General features: G+C 60.6%; 20 protein-coding genes. 10 read left to right on the top strand and 10 right to left on the bottom strand.

The window, feature by feature from the left end:
* Window positions 1–20: 20 nt before the first annotated feature.
* From trxA to BLX89_RS14750, 3 genes are all read left to right on the top strand, one after another.
* Window positions 21–998, top strand: coding sequence for a thioredoxin (trxA, locus tag BLX89_RS14740; protein ID WP_075291680.1), 978 nt, complete (start codon window positions 21–23; stop codon window positions 996–998).
* Window positions 999–1,160: 162 nt separating this feature from the next.
* A complete protein-coding gene (locus tag BLX89_RS14745) occupies window positions 1,161–1,841 on the top strand; it encodes an LON peptidase substrate-binding domain-containing protein (RefSeq protein ID WP_075291681.1) in 681 nt (226 codons plus the stop codon).
* A 7-nt stretch (window positions 1,842–1,848) separates the two neighbouring features.
* Window positions 1,849–2,037 (top strand): Trm112 family protein, encoded by a 189-nt coding sequence (locus BLX89_RS14750; protein ID WP_075291682.1) that lies wholly within the window; start codon window positions 1,849–1,851, stop codon window positions 2,035–2,037.
* A gap of 4 nt (window positions 2,038–2,041) precedes the next feature.
* Here the strand turns inward: BLX89_RS14750 and BLX89_RS14755 are convergent, their stop codons facing one another.
* The gene (locus BLX89_RS14755; protein WP_075291683.1) at window positions 2,042–3,265 is read right to left on the bottom strand and encodes a ubiquinone biosynthesis hydroxylase; all 1,224 of its coding nucleotides are present in this window, start codon (window positions 3,263–3,265) and stop codon (window positions 2,042–2,044) included.
* A 180-nt stretch (window positions 3,266–3,445) separates the two neighbouring features.
* Between BLX89_RS14755 and tesB the strand changes: the two genes are divergently transcribed.
* The 6 genes from tesB to BLX89_RS14785 all read left to right on the top strand — a co-directional run bounded on the left by tesB (window position 3,446) and on the right by BLX89_RS14785 (window position 10,972).
* Complete coding sequence (gene tesB / locus BLX89_RS14760; RefSeq protein ID WP_075291684.1) at window positions 3,446–4,330, top strand: acyl-CoA thioesterase II; 885 nt, start codon at window positions 3,446–3,448, stop codon at window positions 4,328–4,330.
* A gap of 225 nt (window positions 4,331–4,555) precedes the next feature.
* The gene (locus BLX89_RS14765) at window positions 4,556–4,906 is read left to right on the top strand and encodes a P-II family nitrogen regulator (protein WP_075291685.1); all 351 of its coding nucleotides are present in this window, start codon (window positions 4,556–4,558) and stop codon (window positions 4,904–4,906) included.
* Window positions 4,907–4,933: 27 nt separating this feature from the next.
* Window positions 4,934–6,367 carry an ammonium transporter gene (locus BLX89_RS14770; protein ID WP_075291686.1) on the top strand — a complete coding sequence of 478 codons (1,434 nt, stop codon included), beginning with the start codon at window positions 4,934–4,936 and terminating at the stop codon, window positions 6,365–6,367.
* 232 nt (window positions 6,368–6,599) lie between these two features.
* Window positions 6,600–9,263 (top strand): DNA translocase FtsK, encoded by a 2,664-nt coding sequence (locus tag BLX89_RS14775; protein WP_075291687.1) that lies wholly within the window; start codon window positions 6,600–6,602, stop codon window positions 9,261–9,263.
* Between the two features lie 126 nt (window positions 9,264–9,389).
* Window positions 9,390–10,049, top strand: coding sequence for an outer membrane lipoprotein carrier protein LolA (locus BLX89_RS14780; protein ID WP_075291688.1), 660 nt, complete (start codon window positions 9,390–9,392; stop codon window positions 10,047–10,049).
* Window positions 10,050–10,165: 116 nt separating this feature from the next.
* Complete coding sequence (locus BLX89_RS14785; RefSeq protein WP_075291689.1) at window positions 10,166–10,972, top strand: exodeoxyribonuclease III; 807 nt, start codon at window positions 10,166–10,168, stop codon at window positions 10,970–10,972.
* 16 nt (window positions 10,973–10,988) lie between these two features.
* On the opposite strand, the gene BLX89_RS14790 is transcribed toward BLX89_RS14785, so the two are convergent.
* Both BLX89_RS14790 and BLX89_RS14795 read right to left on the bottom strand, forming a co-directional pair.
* Window positions 10,989–11,444, bottom strand: coding sequence for a cyclic nucleotide-binding domain-containing protein (locus tag BLX89_RS14790; RefSeq protein ID WP_075291690.1), 456 nt, complete (start codon window positions 11,442–11,444; stop codon window positions 10,989–10,991).
* 15 nt (window positions 11,445–11,459) lie between these two features.
* Window positions 11,460–12,143 carry a response regulator transcription factor gene (locus BLX89_RS14795; protein ID WP_075291691.1) on the bottom strand — a complete coding sequence of 228 codons (684 nt, stop codon included), beginning with the start codon at window positions 12,141–12,143 and terminating at the stop codon, window positions 11,460–11,462.
* A gap of 145 nt (window positions 12,144–12,288) precedes the next feature.
* Here BLX89_RS14795 and BLX89_RS14800 point away from each other — a divergent pair, with 145 nt between their 5' ends.
* Window positions 12,289–12,843, top strand: coding sequence for a L,D-transpeptidase family protein (locus BLX89_RS14800; protein WP_075291692.1), 555 nt, complete (start codon window positions 12,289–12,291; stop codon window positions 12,841–12,843).
* Window positions 12,844–12,910: 67 nt separating this feature from the next.
* Here the strand turns inward: BLX89_RS14800 and leuC are convergent, their stop codons facing one another.
* The 7 genes from leuC to BLX89_RS14835 form a co-directional block, all read right to left on the bottom strand.
* Complete coding sequence (gene leuC, locus BLX89_RS14805) at window positions 12,911–14,320, bottom strand: 3-isopropylmalate dehydratase large subunit (protein ID WP_075291693.1); 1,410 nt, start codon at window positions 14,318–14,320, stop codon at window positions 12,911–12,913.
* Window positions 14,321–14,587: 267 nt separating this feature from the next.
* The gene (locus tag BLX89_RS14810) at window positions 14,588–15,181 is read right to left on the bottom strand and encodes a BA14K family protein (RefSeq protein WP_075291694.1); all 594 of its coding nucleotides are present in this window, start codon (window positions 15,179–15,181) and stop codon (window positions 14,588–14,590) included.
* 75 nt (window positions 15,182–15,256) lie between these two features.
* On the bottom strand, window positions 15,257–16,072 hold the full coding sequence (locus tag BLX89_RS14815; RefSeq protein ID WP_075291695.1) for an amino acid ABC transporter permease: 816 nt from the start codon (window positions 16,070–16,072) through the stop codon (window positions 15,257–15,259).
* 10 nt (window positions 16,073–16,082) lie between these two features.
* A complete protein-coding gene (locus BLX89_RS14820; protein WP_075291696.1) occupies window positions 16,083–16,880 on the bottom strand; it encodes a basic amino acid ABC transporter substrate-binding protein in 798 nt (265 codons plus the stop codon).
* A gap of 180 nt (window positions 16,881–17,060) precedes the next feature.
* Complete coding sequence (locus BLX89_RS14825) at window positions 17,061–17,804, bottom strand: Bax inhibitor-1/YccA family protein (RefSeq protein WP_075291697.1); 744 nt, start codon at window positions 17,802–17,804, stop codon at window positions 17,061–17,063.
* A gap of 220 nt (window positions 17,805–18,024) precedes the next feature.
* Complete coding sequence (locus BLX89_RS14830) at window positions 18,025–20,580, bottom strand: ABC transporter permease (protein WP_075291698.1); 2,556 nt, start codon at window positions 20,578–20,580, stop codon at window positions 18,025–18,027.
* Window positions 20,577–21,293: an ABC transporter ATP-binding protein gene (locus tag BLX89_RS14835; protein WP_075291699.1), complete on the bottom strand. Its 717-nt coding sequence runs from the start codon at window positions 21,291–21,293 to the stop codon at window positions 20,577–20,579. The genes BLX89_RS14830 and BLX89_RS14835 overlap by 4 nt, the downstream gene beginning before the upstream one ends.
* Window positions 21,294–21,366 lie beyond the last annotated feature (73 nt).

Here is a 21,366-nt window from a genome sequence, read left to right on the forward strand (position 1 = left end):
AAGGTCCGTGAGGAGCAGACATGAGCGGCAGCAACCCCTATCAAGGATCGTTCGGCACACAGATGACGGGCCAGGTGAGCTACGGCGCAAGCCCCGCCCCCGCAGCCGCCGCGCCCACCGGCGACCTCATCAAGGACACGACCACTGCCGGCTTCACCCGCGACGTTCTGGAAGCGTCGCGCCAGCAGCCTGTTCTGGTTGATTTCTGGGCGCCCTGGTGCGGCCCCTGCAAGCAACTGACCCCGATCATCGAGAAGGTCGTGACCGAAGCTGCCGGCCGCGTCAAACTCGTCAAGATGAACATCGACGACCATCCCTCGATCGCCGGCCAGCTCGGCATCCAGTCGATACCGGCGGTGATCGCCTTTTCCGGCGGTCGCCCGGTCGATGGTTTCATGGGCGCTGTTCCCGAAAGCCAGATCCGGGAATTCATCGATAAAGTTGCCGGGCCCGCCATCGATGACCGTCAGGTCGAGATCGACGGTGCGCTTGCCGAGGCAAAGGCACTGTTCGAGAGCGACGATATCGAAAATGCAGGCGGCCTCTATTCGGCCGTGCTTCACGCCGATCCTGAAAATGCGGCGGCGGTTGCCGGTCTGGCCAACTGCCTGATCGCGCTCGGCCAGGTGGCGGAAGCCCGCCAGGTTCTCTCCGACCTGCCGGAAGCCATGGCCGCGGACGCGGCCGTCACCGCCGTCGCCAAGAAGCTGGACCAGATCGAGGAAGCCCGCAAGCTCGGCGATCCGCAGGCGCTGGAGCAGGCGCTTGCCGCCAATCCGGACGATCACGAAGCCCGGATGAAGCTCGCCAAGATCCGCAATGTCGAAGGCGACCGCACGGCTGCCGCCGATCATCTGCTCATGATCATGAAGCGTGACCGGGCTTTCGACGACGACGGCGCGCGGCGCGAACTCTTGAAATTCTTTGAGGTGTGGGGCGCGACGGACCCGGCGACGCTCGCGGCACGCCGCAAGCTATCCTCCATCCTGTTTTCCTGATTGTCAGCGATGCGCAGCATATAGCTGCAGCTTCCGCTTCGCTCCCTTGAGTTTTCAAGTCGGCGCACCATCTCTGTTTCTCAGGCTGGCTTTCTGTTCGCAGAACCGGCCCTTGAGGAGCCGCACGGTCGGCCCGGCCGAACGAGCCACGGGAAAATTCTGATGCAAGTGGGAAATGCACGATATCTGAAATCGCAGGATTTGCCGGAGACGCTGCCGGTGTTTCCACTGACCGGCGTCTTGCTTCTTCCCGGGGCGCAACTGCCGCTCAATATCTTCGAACCGCGTTATCTCGCCATGTTCGACGATGCCCTTGCCGGAAACCGCCTGATCGGCATGGTGCAGCCCGCCTTCACCGAAGACGCGCACGAGACCGCAAGCAAACCGCATCAGCCGCTTTGCAATGTCGGTTGCGTCGGGCGCATCACGTCTTTTGCGGAAATGGAAGACGGCCGCTATCTGGTCTCGCTGACCGGCATCTGCCGTTTCCGGCTGCTCAGCGAAGGCGGCATGGTCAAAGGATACCGCACGTTCAAGACAGCGCCCTTCGTAGCCGACCTCACTGCACCCGATGACGATGCCCGGGTCGATCGCGAGGCGCTCCTTGCGGCCTTCAAGGCCTATCTCGAGGCCAACAAGCTGGAGGCGGACTGGGAAAGCGTCGAGCGCGCCAGCAACCGCACGCTCGTCAATTCGCTTGCGATGATGTCGCCATACGGTCCGGCGGAAAAACAGGCACTGCTGGAGGCGCCGGATCTAAAATCGCGCGCCGAAACCTTGATCGCCATCACCGAAATCGTGCTCGCCCGCACTTTCGGCGATATCGAAACGATGCTGCAATAGGCCGGACATGGAAGACAGAACCAGCCGGGTCGATCCCAAACTGCTCGAACTGCTCGTTTGCCCGCTGACCAAGGGCCGGCTCAGCTATCATGCCGATGCCGGTGAACTGGTTTCGGAGAAGGCAAGGCTCGCCTATCCCATCCGCGATGGCATCCCGATCATGCTGATTTCCGAGGCCCGCAAGATCGAAGACTGACCCATCAGATAGCGCGGCCACCGAGAAGCTTGGGGTCACGCTCATTGGCCAGCCCTTCCGCCTGCTTGATGAAGAAGGATTTGAGGGTCGGCAGCCTGTCAACCAGACCAAGGCCGAAATCCCTCAGCGCGCGAACAGGCGTGATGTCGTTCGAGAACAGCCTGTTGAGCACATCCGTCGTCACCCCCATACGGAACGTGTCAAAACGCCGCCAGGTCTGGTAGCGCTCCAGCACGGCAAGCGAACCGATATCGAGACCGAGGCGATCGGCATCGACAATGGTCTCGGCAAGAGCGGCGACGTCCTTGAAACCAAGATTGAGACCTTGGCCCGAGATCGGGTGAATACCATGGGCGGCATCACCGGCCAGCGCGAAACGCGGCGCGATGAACTCTCGCGCCAGCGTCAGGCCGAGCGGAAAGGCGCGACGGCCGCCGACAACCTTGAGCGTGCCGAGTTTATGGCCGAAACGACGCTCCAACTCCTCTTCGAAAACCAGATCATCGCCGCGGACGAGTTTTTCAGCGTCCGCCGTCCGCTCGGTCCAGACCAGCGAGGAGCGATTGTTGCGCAAAGGCAGGGTCGCGAAGGGGCCGGCGGGCAGAAAATGCTCTTCCGCTGTGCCGTTATGAGGGCGCTCGTGCTCGACTGTCGTGACGATGCCGGACTGGCCGTAGTCGAACTCGACCGTCTTGATGCCGGCGGCAGCCCGCAGTTTCGATTTTACCCCGTCACAGGCGACAAGCAGACGCGCTTCGATTTCCCCGCCCGCAGCAAGCGCGACCGCGACCGCGTGATCGTCGCTCTTGAAGCCGGTGACCGGCGTGGAGTGGCGGATATCGACGCGAAGTTTTTCGGCGGCATTGCGCAACGCGCCGACCATCACGACATTGGGGACCATATGGGCAAAGGGCCGGCCGCTTTCCTCCGCCTCGCCTGCGCCCTCAAAGGTCAGGAAAACCGGGCGCACGGGATCCGCCGTTTTTGAATCAGTGATGACCATCCGGCGGATCGGCTCGGCTTCGGGTTCGATTTCTGACCAGACACCCAGGGCTTCCAGCATATGGGACGCGGCAGAGGCGATCGCCGAGGCGCGCTCGTCCTTTTTCCAGACGCCTTCCGGCGCGCCATCGACCAAGGTCACGGCAAGGTGCGGAGCCGCCGACTTGATCGCGACCGCCAGGGAAAGACCGACATAGCCGCCACCCGCAATGAGCACATCGATCATTTGCCAACTCCCGTCACTCTTGAGCATTTGTTTGACCCTATATAGAGCATTGATCTGCCTGTTCCTACCGCTCCAAGCCGGCTCTCCGCGTTTTGCAGGGCGAGAGCGCGTTTAGGTCGCAGGCAACGGACAGGCAGCGTCCTCCCTATAGGAGCGCCCCGCGACGCATGGAGAAAGACGATGACGGAAACCGCCGACACGATCGCCCCGATGGATGTGCTGCTGCGCACCCTCGACCTGGAAAAGCTGGAAGAGAACCTGTTTCGCGGGCTCTCGCCGCAGGTCGGCTGGCAGCGCGTTTTCGGGGGGCAGGTGATCGGCCAGGCCCTTGTGGCAGCTCAGCGCACCGTCGATGAGGGACGCTACGTGCATTCGCTGCACGCGTATTTCATGCGGCCGGGTGATCCATCGGTGCCGATCATTTACGAGGTGGATCGCATCCGCGACGGCTCAAGCTTCGCCACCCGCAACGTGATCGCCATCCAGCATGGCAAGGCGATCTTCTCCATGTCGGCTTCGTTCCAGTATGACGAGGATGGCTTCGAGCATCAGATACCGCTTCCGAAAGTGAAGATGCCGGAGGAGTTGCTGGGCGAAAACGAGATCAAGGAGAAGTTTCTCGCCAATGCGCCGGAGGCGATCCGGCGCTACTGGGAGCGGCCCCGGCCGATCGAAATTCGCCCGGTTTCGCTGACCCACTATTTTTCCCGCGACAAGCTCGATCCTTCCCAGAACGTCTGGGTGAAAGCTGTGGGAACGGTCCCGAACGAGCGCCACATCCAGGCGGCGGTCCTGGCCTACCTTTCGGACATGACGCTGCTCGACACTGCGCTTTATGCGCACGGTACATCCGTCTTCGATCGCAACCTGCAGGTGGCGAGCCTCGACCACTCCATGTGGTTCCATCGCCCCTGTCGCATGGATGACTGGCTGCTCTACACGCAGGACAGCCCAAGCGCATCAGGTGCCCGCGGCATGACCCGCGGCAGCCTTTTTGACCGTTCAGGCGCACTGATTGCCTCGGTTGCCCAGGAAGGGTTGATCCGCAAAAAGGCAACTGAGTAATTTGTGAGCAAAATTTATTTTTTGCTCATTTTTTAGACAGTAAAATTGACGATTTTTTTACCTTCCGCCAGCCGAAGCTGACGGAATGTGACTTTTTCATGTCTTTTCATAGAGTTACCTGGCCCATCCGAATCTGGCACGCGCCTTGAATATAAAAAGCGCTGCCGTTGGGGGAACTCAGTTCAACGGCGAGGAGAGACGGCACCGCGCCGCTGATGAACAAGGATGGGAAACCAGATGAAAATCGTAATGGCCATTATCAAGCCGTTCAAGCTCGATGAGGTTCGCGAAGCCCTCACCGCCGTTGGCATCCAGGGCCTGACCGTGACCGAAGTGAAGGGTTACGGCCGCCAGAAGGGACACACCGAAATCTATCGCGGCACCGAATATGCCGTCAGCTTCCTGCCGAAGCTGAAGATCGAAATCGCCGTCGCCTCGGAAATCGTCGACACGGCTGTTGAAGCGATCGCTTCGGCTGCCAAGACCGGTCAGATCGGCGACGGCAAGATCTTCGTCTATTCCATTGACCATGCTGTGCGCATCCGCACCGGCGAAACCGATACTGAAGCGCTGTAATCCACGGCCGTTAGGGAGCTCTATTCTATGTCAGACTTCAAACTTTCCACCTCGCTTGGACGCATCGGCGCCATGGCAGCTGCGCTGCTGGCCCCCGTCGTCGCCTTCGCGCAGGAAGCAGCGCCCGCAGCGGCGGAAGCCGCAGCCGCAGCCGCCCCCGCGATGACGGTCGACAAGGGCGACACCACCTGGATGCTTCTTTCCAGCGCTCTCGTTCTGCTCATGACCGTTCCCGGCCTCGCGCTGTTCTACGGCGGCCTGGTCCGCGCCAAGAACATGCTCTCCGTGCTGATGCAGGTCATGATGATTGCGGCCGTCGCAATGATCATCTGGGTCACCTACGGCTATTCGCTGGCCTTCACAGATGGCGGCTCGCTCAACAGCTTCATCGGCGGCTTTTCCAAGCTGTTCCTCGCCGGCGTCGATACCACGACGCTCGCGGAAAGCTTCTCGAAGGGCGTTGCCATTCCGGAACTGACCTTCGTCGTTTTCCAGATGACCTTTGCCGCCATCACGCCCGGCCTGATCATCGGCGCGTTCGCCGAGCGCATCAAGTTCTCGGCCGTGATCCTCTTCACGATCCTGTGGCTGACCTTCATCTACTTCCCGATGGCCCACATGGTCTGGTTCTGGGGTGGCCCGAGCGCCTATGACGGCCCGACCGGCCTCATCTTCGGCTTTGGCGCGATCGACTTTGCCGGTGGTACCGTGGTTCACATCAACGCCGGTATCGCAGGTCTCGTCGGTGCCATCATGGTTGGCAAGCGTACCGGTTTCGGCAAGGACATGATGGCGCCACACTCGATGACGCTTACCATGGTCGGCGCCTCCCTTCTGTGGGTCGGCTGGTTCGGCTTCAACGCCGGCTCCAACCTCGAGTCGAACGCCTACGCTGCGCTCGCAATGATCAACACCTTCGTTGCAACCGCTGCTGCCATCGTTTCCTGGTCGATCGTCGAAACTTTTGCCCGCGGCAAGGCTTCAATGCTGGGTGCTGCTTCGGGTGCCGTCGCCGGCCTCGTCGTGATCACGCCTGCTGCCGGCTTCGTCGGCCCGATGGGCGCCATCGTGATGGGTCTCATCGTCTCGCCGGTCTGCTACCTCTTCGTGACCACGGTCAAGAACAAGTTCGGCTATGACGATACAGCTGACGTCTTCGGCGTTCATGGTATCGGCGGTATCGTCGGCGCGCTTCTGACCGGCGTGTTCGTCAACCCGGCCCTCGGCGGCGCCGGCATTGTCGATTACTCCACGGCCGACTTCGCAGCAGGCTATGCCGGTACGGCAACGCAGGTCTGGGCACAGGCCAAGGGCGTTATCGTTACCGTCCTGTGGTCCGGCATCGGCTCGGCGATCATCTACAAGATCGTCGATATCATCGTCGGCCTGCGCGTTTCCGTCGAAGCCGAGCGCGAAGGTCTCGACCTCTCGTCTCACGGCGAAGCCGCTTACCACTCTTAAGAAATTCGGAAAGGCCGGACGAACCCGGCCTTCCGTCTCCTCCCGTCGTGGTTCCGTGTGGCACGGAACCACACTTGGCCCGGATGCCTTGCATCCGGGCTTTTTTCTTGCCCGCCAGGACCCAACACCCCTTAAACCAAGCATCAAGGTTAATGTCGCATTAACCCTGCCCGGTTTACGATGGCAGCACGTGCACTATGCGCTTTGCAGACAGAAACGGGCAGCAGGCATCATGAGCAGAAGCAATCAGGCGGTGTTCGACAACCGCTCCAACAGGTTTGTGCTTGCCACCTTCGTGTGGCGCCAGATCGCGAGCCTTCTTGGCTTTGCGATCTTCGGAGGCCTTGGCCTTGTCATTGCCGCCCTCTCCACCTGGAACGTCAACGATCCGAGCTTCTCCTACGCCACGGTAAACGAGCCGACCAATATCCTTGGTTATCCCGGCGCAGCGGTTGCCGATCTATTCATGCAGTTCTTCGGCATTGCCAGCGTTGTCGCACTTCTGCCGATCGTTGCCTGGGCGCTGGTGCTGATTTTCGCAAAACCGTTTGACAAGATTCACAAGCGACTGGCGGCCTGGTTCGGCGGCTCGGTGCTTGCGTCTGCAGCGCTCAGCTGTGTCCCGGCTCCCGTAACATGGCCCCTGCCCAATGGCCTTGGCGGTGTTTTCGGCGATATGATCCTGCGCTTTCCGGCGCTGTTCACCGGTGCCTACCCCACCGGCACCTTTGCGCTGGTCGTTGCCGGCGTCCTCGCGCTGCCCTGCGCCTGGATGCTGATCTACGCCGCCGGTCTGATCGCTGTTGCCGACCCGGAAGACGTAATCGAAGAACCGTTGCCGACACCGAGCAAGGCCCGCACCATCCGCGACGAAATCGATGATGACGAACAGGAAGGCATCATCATGCTCTTTGCGGGGGCATTGACCCATATGCGTTATACGGCGCATGCGCGCATGCGTCGCCTGTTCGGCATGTCGGCACGCAAGCCGCAGCGGGAGTACGACGAGCCCTATGATTTCAACGGCGATGAATTCGGTACCCTGAACGAACCTTCCCGCCCCAAGGCGATCTCGCGTGGCGAACGGATCGAGCCGTCGCTTGATCGCTCCGAACGCCGTGCTGTCGCGCCGCATATCTCCATCGATGATGATGGGGATGGCGACCTCACGACATCCAGCCGCGTTCCCGCGGGCATCATCGGCGATGACGACGACATGGACGACGACCCCGCCGCGGACTGGGCACCGATGCCGGCTCCGCGCAAGCAGATACCGCCGTCGGCCAATGGCCGCGTTGCTTCTGCCGCGCCGCGCCCCAAGCCAAGCCCGCGCCAGGATCGCGAGGCACAAACTTCGTTCGTTGAAAACGAGGGCGATTTTGTGCTGCCGCCGCTGCATTTCCTCGCCGAGCCGAAAAGCGTCGCTCGCGATGCAACGCTCTCCGCCGATGCGCTGGAACAGAATGCCCGCATGCTGGAAGGCGTGCTGGAAGATTTCGGCGTCAAGGGCGAGATCATCCATGTGCGCCCCGGCCCGGTCGTCACACTCTATGAACTGGAGCCGGCTCCCGGCATCAAATCGTCCCGCGTCATCGGCCTGGCCGACGACATCGCCCGCTCGATGAGCGCGATTGCCGCTCGCGTCGCCGTCGTGCCCGGCCGCAACGCGATCGGCATCGAGCTGCCGAACCAGCGCCGCGAAACCGTCTACCTGCGCGAACTGATCGGCAGCCGCGATTTCGAGCAGAGCAAGGCCAAGCTCGCCATGGCGCTCGGCAAGAACATCGGCGGCGAGCCCGTCATCGTCGATGTCGCCAAGATGCCTCATCTCCTTGTCGCCGGGACCACCGGCTCGGGCAAATCGGTCGCCATCAATACCTTCATTCTGTCGCTGCTCTATCGCCTGACGCCGGATCAGTGCCGCCTGATCATGATCGACCCGAAAATGCTGGAGCTTTCGGTCTATGACGGCATTCCGCACCTGCTTTCGCCGGTGGTCACCGATCCGAAAAAAGCCGTCGTTGCCCTGAAATGGACCGTGCGGGAGATGGAAGAGCGCTACAAGAAGATGTCCAAGATTGGCGTGCGCAACATCGACGGCTTCAACAGCCGCGTCGAGCAGGCGCTGGCCAAGGGCGAAACGATGAGCCGCACCGTGCAGACCGGGTTCGACCGCCAGACCGGCGAAGCGATCTACGAAACCGAAGAATTCGACCTGCAGCCGATGCCCTATATCGTCGTGATCATCGACGAAATGGCTGACCTGATGATGGTCGCAGGCAAGGACATCGAAGGCGCCGTGCAGCGGCTTGCCCAGATGGCGCGCGCCGCCGGCATCCATGTCATCATGGCGACCCAGCGCCCCTCGGTCGACGTCATCACCGGCACGATCAAGGCCAACTTCCCGACCCGTATCTCCTTCCAGGTAACGTCGAAGATCGACAGCCGCACCATTCTCGGCGAGCAGGGTGCCGAACAGCTTCTCGGCATGGGCGACATGCTTTACATGGCCGGTGGCGGCCGCATCCAGCGCGTCCACGGCCCCTTCGTTTCGGACACGGAAGTCGAGGAAGTCGTTTCCTACCTGAAGACGCAGGGCGCGCCGCAGTATCTCGACGCCATCACCGAGGATGACGACGAGGAAACCGACGGCGGCGGCCCGGCCGGCACGGGCAATCTCTCCGAATCGGACGACCCCTACGATCAGGCCGTGGCGGTGGTGCTACGCGACGGCAAGGCCTCGACGTCCTACGTCCAGCGCCGCCTCGGCATCGGCTACAACCGGGCAGCCTCGCTGATCGAGCGCATGGAGCAGGAGGGCATCATCGGCCCTGCCAACCATGCCGGAAAGCGGGAAATCCTTGTGCCGACCGAGGACGACATCACCGGCCGCTGACCATCCGGCCGGCATGAAACGATGCCATCCGCGGTGGGAACCGAGACACGAGAATGTGCGTTTGCAATGCCTTGACGCTGCCGCAGTTGAGCGCCACATCACACGCGAAGACCCAAGGAGACTGCAATGACAAATACCAGCGCCGCCCGGAACGAATCCGAGACCAGCAACGCCCTGTCGCGGCGCAGTTTCGTGTTTGGCATGGCCATGCTGTCGGCGCTGGCAGTGACCGGTCTTCCGCTGGAACCGGCCATGGCGCAGCAGTCCGGCGTCGCCCAGAAGATCGCCGATCACTTCGCATCGGTAAAGACGATGGCCGGCGAATTCGTGCAGTTCGGACCCCGCGGCGAGCAGACGGGCGGCAAATTCTACATCAGCCGTCCCGGCAAGATCCGCTTCAATTACGAGGCTCCCTCGCCGATGCGTGTGATCGCCGACGGCAAGGTCGTCGTGATCGGCAACCAGAAACTCAAGACCTGGGATCTTTATCCGCTGTCCAAGACGCCGCTGAAGCTGCTTCTTTCGAACACAATCGATCTGTCGAGCAAGATGGTGCGCGACGTGCGCGAGGAACCCGACCTCATCACCATCGTGCTTGGTGACAGAAGCATCTTCGGCGACGCGACCATCACCATGATGTTCGACCCCAAGACCTATGACCTTCGCCAGTGGACGATTACCGACGCTCAGAAAAAGGATACATCGGTGATGATTTTCAACGTCCAGACCGGACTGCCCATGGATGAGGCAGTCTTCAAGGTCCCTTACGATGAAGTTCGCAAATAGGTTCGGACACGAAGCCCTTGTGGACAGGCGTGTCTACCGCGTGATCGCAATTTCTGACGGGTTGTCGCCTCCGGTCAAACTTGCTTAAACAGGCCCGCTCTAAAGGGATCTGTAGAATGGCATTGTCGATTGCGACCTGGAATATCAACTCCGTGCGACTGCGCATGCCGCTCGTCGAGCACCAGCTGAAAACCTGGTCGCCGGATATCCTGTGCCTGCAGGAAACCAAATGTCCCAATGACCAGTTTCCGTCTTCTCCGCTGAAAGCCCTGGGCTACAAGCACATCGCCATGCACGGCCAGAAAGGCTATCACGGGGTGGCGACCATCTCGCGTCTGCCGCTGCATGAACTCGTCGACCGCCGTGACTATTGCGGTGTCGGCGATGCACGTCATCTTTCGGTGGTCTTCGAAAAGGGCGGCAAGAAAATCCGCCTGCACAATTTCTATGTACCGGCCGGGGGTGACGAGCCGGATCGCACGATCAACCCCAAATTCGGCCATAAGCTCGATTTCATTGAGGAAATGAAACTGCTGCACGCCGAGAGCGAGGCTGGCATCTCCTCCGTGCTTGTTGGCGACCTCAACATCGCGCCGCTGGAGCACGACGTCTGGTCGCACAAGCAGCTCCTGAAAATCGTCAGTCACACGCCGGTCGAAACCGAGGGCCTGACATCGGTGCTGACCGGTGGCGCCTGGGTCGATCTCATGCGCCAGCATGCGCCATCACCGGAGAAGCTTTATACCTGGTGGAGCTACCGCGCCAAGGATTGGGAAGCGGCCGATCGCGGCCGGCGTCTCGACCACGTCTGGTCGTCGGCGGACCTTGCTCCGCATCTGACAAGGGTTGATATCCTGAAGGAAGCGCGCGGCTGGGACCGGCCTTCAGACCACGTTCCCGTGATCGCCCATTTCGACCTCTGATCCCTAATCTCAGGTCTCAGGCAAATTTCGGGGCAAGGCGTTCCATCTTGCGGATCATCGACTGGAGACTTTCGCGAATGCGGGCCTCCACGATGGTTGCGACCTCGGGATACTCTTCGAGCATACGCCGAAACAGCGGGCGGTTGATGCGGATGACTTCGCTGTCTTCCTCCGCCGTCGCCGTAAACTTGCGTTCGACCAGCGAGATCATTGCCAGCTCGGACAGAAGTGTACCGGGACCAACGGTCTCGAATGTATCGGAAGTCCCATCGACCAGGGTGCGCGACAGGGAAAACGAGCCGCTGGCGATAGCAAAGGCACAGTCGGCCGGCGCCCCTTCACGAAAAAGCTGCTGTCCCTGGCTCAAACGGCGACGCTCGGCACCAAACGCGATCAGGCGCAGCTTGTCCTCGTCTATCTCCGCAAAAAGCGGTACGCGAGACAGAAGCGCGATGTCGTCATTGAGCGCCAACGGCAAGTCCTCGGGTTACGGCACGATCTTGTAGCCGCCATTCTCTGTCACCAAAATCTCCGCATTGGAAGGGTCGCGTTCGATTTTCTGGCGCAGGCGATAGACGTGTGTCTCAAGCGTATGGGTCGTCACGCCGGAATTGTAACCCCAGACCTCCTCCAGCAACACATCGCGGGTCACGACCTTCTGGTCGGCGCGGTAAAGATAGCGGATGATCGCCGCTTCCTTTTCCGTGAGCCTGATCTTCTGGCCGTTTTCCAGCGTCAACAGCTTCTGGCCCGGCTTGAAGGTGTAAGGGCCAACCGTGAAGGTCGCGTCCTCGCTCTGCTCGTGCTGGCGCAGTTGGGCCCGGATGCGGGCAAGCAGGACGGCGAAGCGGAAGGGTTTCGTCACATAATCATTGGCACCGGCTTCCAGACCAAGGATCGTATCCGAATCGGTATCATGGCCGGTCAGCATGATGATCGGCGATTTGAACCCGCCCTTGCGCAACAGCTTCACGGCTTCGCGACCATCCATATCGGGCAGGCCGACATCCATGACCAGAAGCGCAACCGGCTGGTTGCGCGCCGTCTGCATGCCCCGGGCGGCCGTCGGCTCCTGCAGGATGGTAAATTCATCATAGAGCGAAAGCTGCTCGACCAGCGTTTCGCGCAGATCGTTGTCATCATCGACGAGAAGAATGGTACGGGCCGACATGCCGATGCTCCTGTTGCTTCCGGTCTGAAACTAGCTCACCCGCCGCTTTTGGCAAGCGAGGGAGGCCCTTCACCCGTTTGTTACATCATGTGACGTGCTATGGTGAGCTTTGCCATCACGGGCAAAGCAAAAATCTGTGAGTAAAATGCGCGTTAAAGCCAACCCGCCTCCACGGCCCGCTCGAACCATCACGGTGAGGCGCAAACCGGGCCATCCGACACGCGCCCTGCTTACCTTCGCCGGCTGGACGGAAGAGGCCGCAATCGGCCGCGGCGGCCTTACATCGAGAAAGCGAGAGGGTGATGGCGGCACACCGATTGCCTCCATGCGACTGGTGGGCGGCTATGTCAGGCATGATAAGGGGATCAGCCGATGCCAAACCCGATTGCCTCTGCGCTTCACGCCGCAAAACCTGCTCTGGTGCGATGAGCCGCGCCATGCGCTTTACAATCGACCGGTCTCGGCCCCGTTCAAACCAAGCCACGAAAAGATGCTCCGGGATGACGGGCTTTACGACGTCTGCATCGTCATGGACTGGAACCTGCGACAACGGAAACGGTTCGCTGGCTCGGCCATCTTCTTTCACATCGCCAAGCCCGGATTTCCGCCAACGGAAGGCTGCGTCGCCATCAGCCTGCCGGCAATGCAACGGCTTTTGCATTTCATCGGTCGAGAGACTGTTTTGAAGGTGCTTCCTTGAGGCAATAAAAAAGGGCGCCTGACGGCGCCCCAGAGGGCCGCGTATAAATACACGGCGGGGAAGAAGATTACTGCCAGTTGCGGATATCGACGAAGTGGCCGGAAACGGCGGCAGCGGCTGCCATGGCAGGCGATACGAGATGCGTGCGGCCCTTGAAGCCCTGACGGCCCTCGAAGTTGCGGTTCGAGGTAGAGGCGCAGCGCTCGCCAGGCTTCAAACGGTCGTCGTTCATGGCGAGGCACATGGAGCAACCCGGCTCGCGCCAGTCGAAACCGGCTGCCTTGAAAATCTTGTCTAGGCCTTCGGCTTCCGCCTGTTCCTTGACGAGGCCTGACCCCGGCACGATCATCGCCGATACGGTCGAGGCAACGGTCTTGCCCTCGACGAGCTTGGCGACTTCGCGCAGATCCTCGATACGACCGTTTGTGCAGGAGCCGATGAAAACGCGATCAATCGCGATATCGGTGATCTTCGTGCCCGGCTTCAGACCCATGTAATCAAGCGCACGCCACTTGGAAGCGCGTTTGTTTTCGTCCTGGATCTCATCCGGGTTCGGGACGACACCCTGAATAGAGATGACGTCTTCCGGCGATGAGCCCCAGGAAACGATCGGAGGCAGCTTGGCCGCATCGAGCACGACGACGCGATCGAAATGGGCGCCTTCATCGGTGTTGAGCGTCTTCCAGTAGGCGATCGCCTGCTCCAGCGCTTCGCCTTTCGGTGCGCGCGGCTTGCCCTTTATGTACTCGAAGGTCTTCTCGTCCGGCGCGATCAGGCCGGCGCGGGCGCCGCCTTCGATCGTCATGTTGCAGATGGTCATGCGGCCTTCCATCGACAGCGCGCGGATGGCTTCGCCGGCAAACTCGATAACGTGGCCGGTGCCGCCCGCCGTGCCGATCTCACCGATGATGGCAAGGATGATGTCCTTGGCGGTGACGCCTTCCGGCAACTGGCCATCGACACGCACCAGCATGTTCTTGGCCTTCTTCTGGATCAGCGTCTGGGTCGCCAAAACATGCTCGACTTCGGACGTGCCGATACCATGCGCGAGGGCGCCGAAAGCGCCGTGTGTCGAGGTGTGGCTATCGCCGCAGACGATGGTCATGCCCGGCAGGGTGAAGCCCTGCTCAGGACCAACGATGTGGACGATGCCCTGACGCTTGTCGCTTGCCGAATAATATTCGACGCCGAAATCGGCGGCGTTCTGAGCAAGTGCCTCGACCTGAATGCGGCTTTCCTCGTTCTTGATGCCGAGATGGCGATCCGGCGAGGTCGGGACGTTGTGGTCCACGACGGCAAGCGTCTTTTGCGGGGCACGCACCTGGCGACCCGCCATGCGCAAGCCTTCGAACGCCTGTGGGCTCGTCACTTCGTGAACGAGATGGCGATCGATGTAGAGAAGACAGGTGCCGTCTTCCTGCTGATTGACGACGTGGTCGTCCCAGATTTTGTCGTAGAGGGTCCGTGGTGCGCTCATGGCTTTGCATCCGATGTAGAGATGAAGATCAGGAAAATGTCCGGCAAGAGGGCGCCGGCAGCCGGTCAGGACAAGCCCGACGGTCAGATAAGTCGGCTGCTAAGGGCGCCGGAAACGCACGCGAAAAAACGTGCCGGCAGACGCTTATGGTCCTGCAGCACGACGATTTTCCGCTCGTAACATCCGAATTTGGATTCCATGGGCCGGGATATACCAGCTTTCGCTATGACCGGCAATATGAACCTTTCGTGACCCGAACAGCCGTGATCAGTAGGATTGCACCATGCACGATCGACGCGGCCCGGAGAATGGCTGATAGGTGTTGTCCGATGCCCGGTAGGACCGGTACTGACGGCGACACCACTCGGCACCATCGAAGCTTGCCTCTTCCTGCAGTTCGCCGGCAGCAGCCGCTGTGCCTACAGAGCTGGTCTCCATCATATCGACGGCCTCGACCATCTCGCTCTGCCCATAGGGCGATTCACATTTTCGCCGCGGCCCACCATAGGGTTGATATGTATCGTCATCGACGCGATAGGAACGGTAGCGGCTCATGCACCAATCGAGGTGCGCGAGATTAACGACGTCGTCCTGCGGTTTTTGCGGCTCCTCCCGGCCCGGCTCCGGCGCCACAATCGCGGCGGTTTCATAAGATGATCCCGCAAATTTCACCTTGGCCTCGCTGAGCGTCAGGTTACCGCGGTTCAGATAGGTGGGCTCGGACGTCCAGAGCGGATTGCCGATATGTTCGAACTCGTGAATCTCATCGCTCGCGAGAATTGACGACGCCGCATACGTCCCCGACAGGAAAAACAGCGCGGCAAAGGCAGTGCCCGACAGAAGCAGCAGAGCGGATTTCATCATTCGTCTCCCGGTTATCCTTTGGAAAAAAGAATGCCGGAAGACGTTGCTGGTTCCCTGAAAAATTATGGAAATCTATCTGAACTCATTCCTGCGCAATCGCTTCTCGAAAGCGCGCAGTGCGAGCGAAAGCCCGATCGTCAGGATCAGATAGATATAGGCGACAATCGAATAGGTTTCGAAAAAGCGGAAGGAGCCGGAGGCGTAGACCTTGCCCATCTGCGTGATATCGGCGACGCCGAGCACCGAAACGAGCGATGAATCTTTCACCATCGCAATAAAATCGTTGCCGAGCGGCGGCAGGATCACCCGGATCGCCTGCGGAAAGACGACGAGGCGGAAACGCTGGTAGCGCGACAGGCCGAGCGCTTTCGCCGCCTCGATCTGCCCCCTGTCGACCGATTGAATGCCGGCGCGAAAAACTTCGCCGATGAAGGCGGAATAGCCGATCATCAGCGCAAGGATTGCCCGCCAGACCAAAGAGATATCCCGCACCAGCATCGGCTCCATCGCACCCGATGATATCAAGGGCGAGCAGATGGCATTGATCAACCAGACAAGACCCGGTGCACCGACGAAGGCGATATAGAACAACAGCACAAGGATCGGAACTCCACGGATGACCTCGGTGTAGAACCGCGCGATCTGGCGCAGGACCTTGCTTTCCGAAAGCGCCATCAAGGCGATACCGAGACCGAGGGTCGTTGCCAGAATGAAGCCGACGATGGTGACAAAGACGGTCACGCCGATACCGGCGGCGACCACCGTGAAAACCTGCGCGTAGAGATCATTTGCAAAGATTACGATCGCAATGATAACCGCGATCACAGCAAGGGCGACTAGCCACCAGGGATAGTCGCCCTTTTCAGATGTATTGTGGTAAGGCGTCATCGACGGGAGATCATTCGCCCATCTTGTAATCGACGAACCACTTCTGGTTCAGCTTGTCGAGCGTACCGTCCGCCTTCAGCGCCGCGATGGCGGCGTTGACCGGTGCAACCAGATCCGAGCCCTTCTTGAAGATGAAGCCGAAATCTTCGGTGCCGAGCGGGCCGCCGACGACCTTCAGGCCGCCGTTGGAGGCATCAACATAGCCCTTGGCCGCAACGCTGTCGGTGAGAACCGTATCCACATCACCGGTCTTCAGGGCCTGAACCGTTGCCCCGAAGGTCTCGAACAGTTTTATACGCGGGTTTTGTTCGTTGCCGTCGAGGATTTCATAGACGGCGGTATAGAAGGGCGAGGTGCCCGGCTGCGCGCCGACCAAGGCATCTTCAATGGCCGCAAAACTCTTGGCATCGGTAAAGCGGGCTTCATCGCCGCGCGCCAGCATGAACTGCTGCGAGCGCATGTAGGGGTCGGAGAAATCGACCTTTTCCTTGCGATCGTCCTTGATGGTGATGCCGGTCATGCCGATGTCGTACTGGCCGTCGGATACCGCCTGGATCATCGCATCCCAGCTGGTGTTCTGGATTTCCAGCTTGAAGTTCAGCCGCTTGGCGATCTCGTTCATCGCGTCATATTCCCAGCCGATCGCCTGTCCGCTCTTCGGATCGACGAACTGCAGCGGCGGATAGGCATTTTCCGTCACCACAACAACGGTCTTGCCGCCGAGATCCGGCAGGTCGGCAGCCATTGCAGCAAGCGGAGAAAGGACGAGGGCTGTGAGCCCGGCGAGAACGGTGCGGCGGCAAAACATTGGCAAGCTCCTGAATTGTGGCGAACCGAAATTGTCACACTCCCCAAGGCCGTGGCAAGGCGCTTTCGCCGGTTGCGGGCTGCTCCGATGAAAAGCTTTTCTTTTGCCAATCCTGCGCATGAAAATTGGAAACAGAAAAGGCGGCCGAAGCCGCCTTTTCCGTCAAACTTTGCCGTTCCGTTATTCGCGGTTTCCGAGGAAGCGCAGGAGGAACAGGAAGAGGTTGATGAAGTCGAGGTAGAGCGTCAGCGCGCCCATGATCGCCTTACGGCCGGCAACATCGGCACCATCGGCTTCGAAGTACATTTCCTTGATCTTCTGGGTATCGAAGGCGGTGAGGCCTGCGAAGATCAGAACGCCGATGGCCGAGATCGCGAAATCAAGAGCCGACGAGGCGAGGAAGATGTTGACGATCGACGCGATGATCAGGCCGAACAGGCCCATGATCAGGAACGAGCCCATGCCGGACAGGTCACGCTTCGTGGTGTAGCCGAACAGCGACAGCGCACCGAACGAGGCAGCGGTGACGAAGAAGGTCTGCACGATGCTCTGGCCGGTGTAGATCATGAAGATCGACGACAGCGAGAGGCCCATCAGGCCGGCATAGACCCAGAAGGTTGTCTGCGCGGCGGAAACGCTCATTGAGTTGATGCGGAAGCTGAGGAAGAAGACGAGCGCCAGCGGGGCGAGCATGACAACCCACTTCAGCGGGCTGACATAGATCGCCTGGCCGAAAGCGGTCAACTGACCGTCAGCAAACGCAAAGGTAAAAGCTGCATAGGCCGCAATGCCGGTGATCGCCAGACCAAGGGCCATCAGGTTGTGAACCCGCAGCATGTAGCTGCGCAGGCCTTCGTCGATGACAGCCCCCGCCTGTGCGCCGGCAGGCGACATCCGGGTTTGGTAGTTTCTAGGATCAGACATTGGTTCCTCTTAATAAGCCCCGGGTGAAATGACGGTGTTCGGGCCTCGGCGTCTCCTCAGGAAACGTCTTCAAGGACCGGGCGCCGCTGCGGGGCTCCAGCATGCCTGGAAAGAATATGATGCTGAAACAACGCCTGTACAAGGCCATTCCGATGGCGAGGCGGCCGAAAAGCGACAAAGACCCGCTTTTCGGCCGCAACGTTAACGCTTTGTAATCGATTCACAATTCGCGCAACACGGGCGCAGCCTTCTGCCCCAGGATACGCCACGTTCCGGCAAGGCCGATTCCCACAGTCACCACCAGGGCAATCGCGATGGTCGCAATGGCGACATCCGGCAGGAAGCGGGACGGCAGGGTCATGATCTGGCTGACGACGAACCAAGCCGCAACACCGCCGGCAAACAGCGCGAAGATCGCAGTCGAAAGACCGAGCATGGCGTATTCGTAGCAGAAGGCGCGGATCAGTGTTGTTCGCGTGGCACCAAGTGTTTTCAACACGACGGCATCATGGACGCGCGCCCGGTTGCCGGCCGCCAGAGCCCCCGCAAGCACCAGCACGGAAGCAACGAGCGCAACGGCGGCGGCGGCACGGATCGCCGTCGCGAGCTGCCCCACGAGTTGGTTGACGATATCGAGGGCATCCTTGACCCGTACGCTGGTGATCGTTGGGTAGGTGTTGGTGATCGCACGAAGCGTCGTCGCCTCCTGCTCGGCCGTCGCCCCGGGATCGATGACGGTCGCAAGCCAGGCATGGGGTGCGCCGGCAAAGGTATTCGGCGAGAAGACCATCACGAAATTGATCGACAGCGACTCCCATTCGACGCGGCGGAAATTGGCGATCTTGGCGGTGATGTTGCGACCGAGCACGTTGACCGTCACCATGTCGCCAATCTTAAGGCCAAGCTCGGACGCCTCCTGCGCGGAGAACGAGACGAGCGGTTCGCCCTGATAGTCGGGAGCCCACCACTGGCCTTTGCTCAGCGTTGAGTTTTCCGGAACGTTCTTGGCATAGGTAATGCCACGATCGCCGCGCAGCACCCATTGACCTTCAGGCGGTACGGTCATCTTGGCGACGTCCTGGCCGTTGAAGGCCAGGATGCGGCCGCGCAGCATCGGCACTTCGATGATCTTGCCGTCCGGCAGGTTCTCCCTCAGCAGATTGCGGAAACCGTCGATCTCCGTGCCCTGGATATCGACGAAGAAGAAGTTCGGCGCGCGTTCCGGGAGATTGCCGGTGAGTTCCCGGCGGAGATTTCCGTCTATGAGCGCCAGCGTGACCAGCAACGCCAGCCCGAGACCCAGCGACAGGACGACCGAAGGCGTCAATGCGCCAGGTCGATGGATATTGCCGATGGCAAGCCGAAGTGCTGGCGATTTCACCCGTGGCGCGCGCTTCGCCAGGAAGGCGACGACGATCGACACCCCGCGCAGCACGACAAAGGAGAAGGCGATCGCACCGAGGAACGTCAGCGAAATCCGGCGATCATAGGCGGTCAGAACCGCCAGGCCCGCCAATGCGGCAAGGCAAGCCCCGGCGGCAACCAGATAGGGCCAACGCGGCCAGGCCTGTCGCTCAAAGCTCTGCTCACGGAAAAGCGCCGTGGCCGGCACATTGCGCGCACGCCCCAGCGGCAGGAAAGCGAACGCCAGCGCCGTCAGCACACCGAACAAGGCTGCAAGACCAAGCGCCGACGGGTAAAGCGCGAAATCGGTCGAGACCGGCAGGACGCCAGCCAGGAACTGGGCGGCGACATAAGGAATAAGGATGCCAAGCAGGAGGCCGGCAGCGATACCGATCGCCGCGATCATCAGGATCTGCATCAGGTAGATCGTGGTGATGAGCGAGCCCGGTGCTCCAAGGCATTTGAAGGCGGCGATAACGCCGCGTTTGCTATCGAGATAGGCGCGCACGGCATTGGCCACGCCAACGCCACCGACGATCAACGCTGTCAATCCGACAAGTGTCAGAAACTGCGAAAAGCGGGTGATATTGGCTGTCAGCGATGGAGCGGCATTGCGGCTGGTGCGGACCGACCATCCGGCCTGCGGGAATTTTTCCTGGGCCTGAGCGACAAGAGCCGGCACGGATGTCGGGTCGTTCACCTTCACCTTGTAGGAATATTCGACAAGGCTTCCGGTCTGGACAAGACCGGAAGCGGCCAGCGTTTCGGAGGAAACAAGCAGGCGAGGTGCAAAGCCGAAACCGTCTGAAAGCGCGTCAGGTTCGGTGACGATCGTACCGGCGATCACGATGCGCGCCTTGCCGAGCAGCAGTTCGTCGCCGACGGCGATGCCCAGCCGGTCGAGAAGCAGCGGCGCGACGAGCGCATTGTGCCGGTCGTCCATCGTCGCCAGCATATCGGCCAAGGGCGCCTTCGGCTCGCTCTCGACGGAGCCGTAGAGCGGATAGGCGCCATCGACGGCCTTCAATTCGACCAGCGCCTGATTGGAACCGTCCGGCAGCCGCGCCATAGAGCGCAAGCCAGCCGACGCAGAAACCTCACCCAGGCTGTCGATGAAGGCACGTTCGTCCGTGTTCGCCTCACGATTGTTGAGCTCGAAGCGGATGTCGCCCGCCAGCAGGTCCCGACCCTGGGATGCAATCGAATTGGTGATCGATTGGGAGAGCGAGTTGACGCCCGCAATCGCTGCCGTGCCGAGTGCGATACAGGCGAGGAAGATGTAAAAGCCCCGAAGACCGCCGCGCATTTCGCGAAGCGCCAAGCGGAAGGCAAGGGGGAGACGCAGGCCTGATATAGTCGGTGCGCTGCTCATGCGGTAAGCGCTTCCGCGCGGGCATCATCGCTCTTGTATCCGTGCGACACGATCTCGCCAGACCGCACCTGAATTTGCCGTGAGCATCGTTCCGCAAGGGACGGATCATGGGTGACAAGCACCAGCGTCATGTCTCGTTCCGCCTGCTTGGAGAATATCAGGTCGGCGATCTGGCGACCGGTTTCGGCATCGAGGTTACCGGTCGGCTCGTCGGCGATCAGGAGCTTCGGCGACGGCGCCAGCGCACGGGCGATCGCCACCCGCTGTTGCTCACCTCCGGAAAGCTGCCCCGGATAATGGGACAGTCGCTCGCCGAGACCAACAGACACCAGCTCGCGACGGGCGATGTCGAAGGCGCCGGGAACGTTTGCCAGCTCCAGTGGCACCGCGACGTTTTCGAGGGCCGTCATGTTCGGAATGAGATGGAAGGACTGGAAGACGATACCGATATTGCGGCCTCGGAAGGCCGCTACCTGATCTTCGCTCAGCCCGTGCAGCGGCGTGTTGTCGATGAAGATTTCACCGGAATCGAGTTTCTCCAGTCCCGCCAGCACCATCAGCAGCGTGGATTTGCCGGAGCCCGAGGGGCCGACGATGCCGACGGACTGACCGGCGCCGATATCGAGCGTCATGGATTTGAGAACATGAACCGAGGCAGCCGCCTGGCCGAGGGTGAGGTCCGCATTTTTCAGCGCGATCATGGTTCTTGCCAAAGAAATCCATCCTATATGTAAAAATATCCATTGCCCCGGAAGGCTCGATCTTCCGCCGACTTAGGGACGAAAG

This window comes from Pararhizobium arenae (genome assembly GCF_001931685.1).
GTDB classification, from domain to species: Bacteria; Pseudomonadota; Alphaproteobacteria; order Rhizobiales; family Rhizobiaceae; genus Pararhizobium; species Pararhizobium arenae.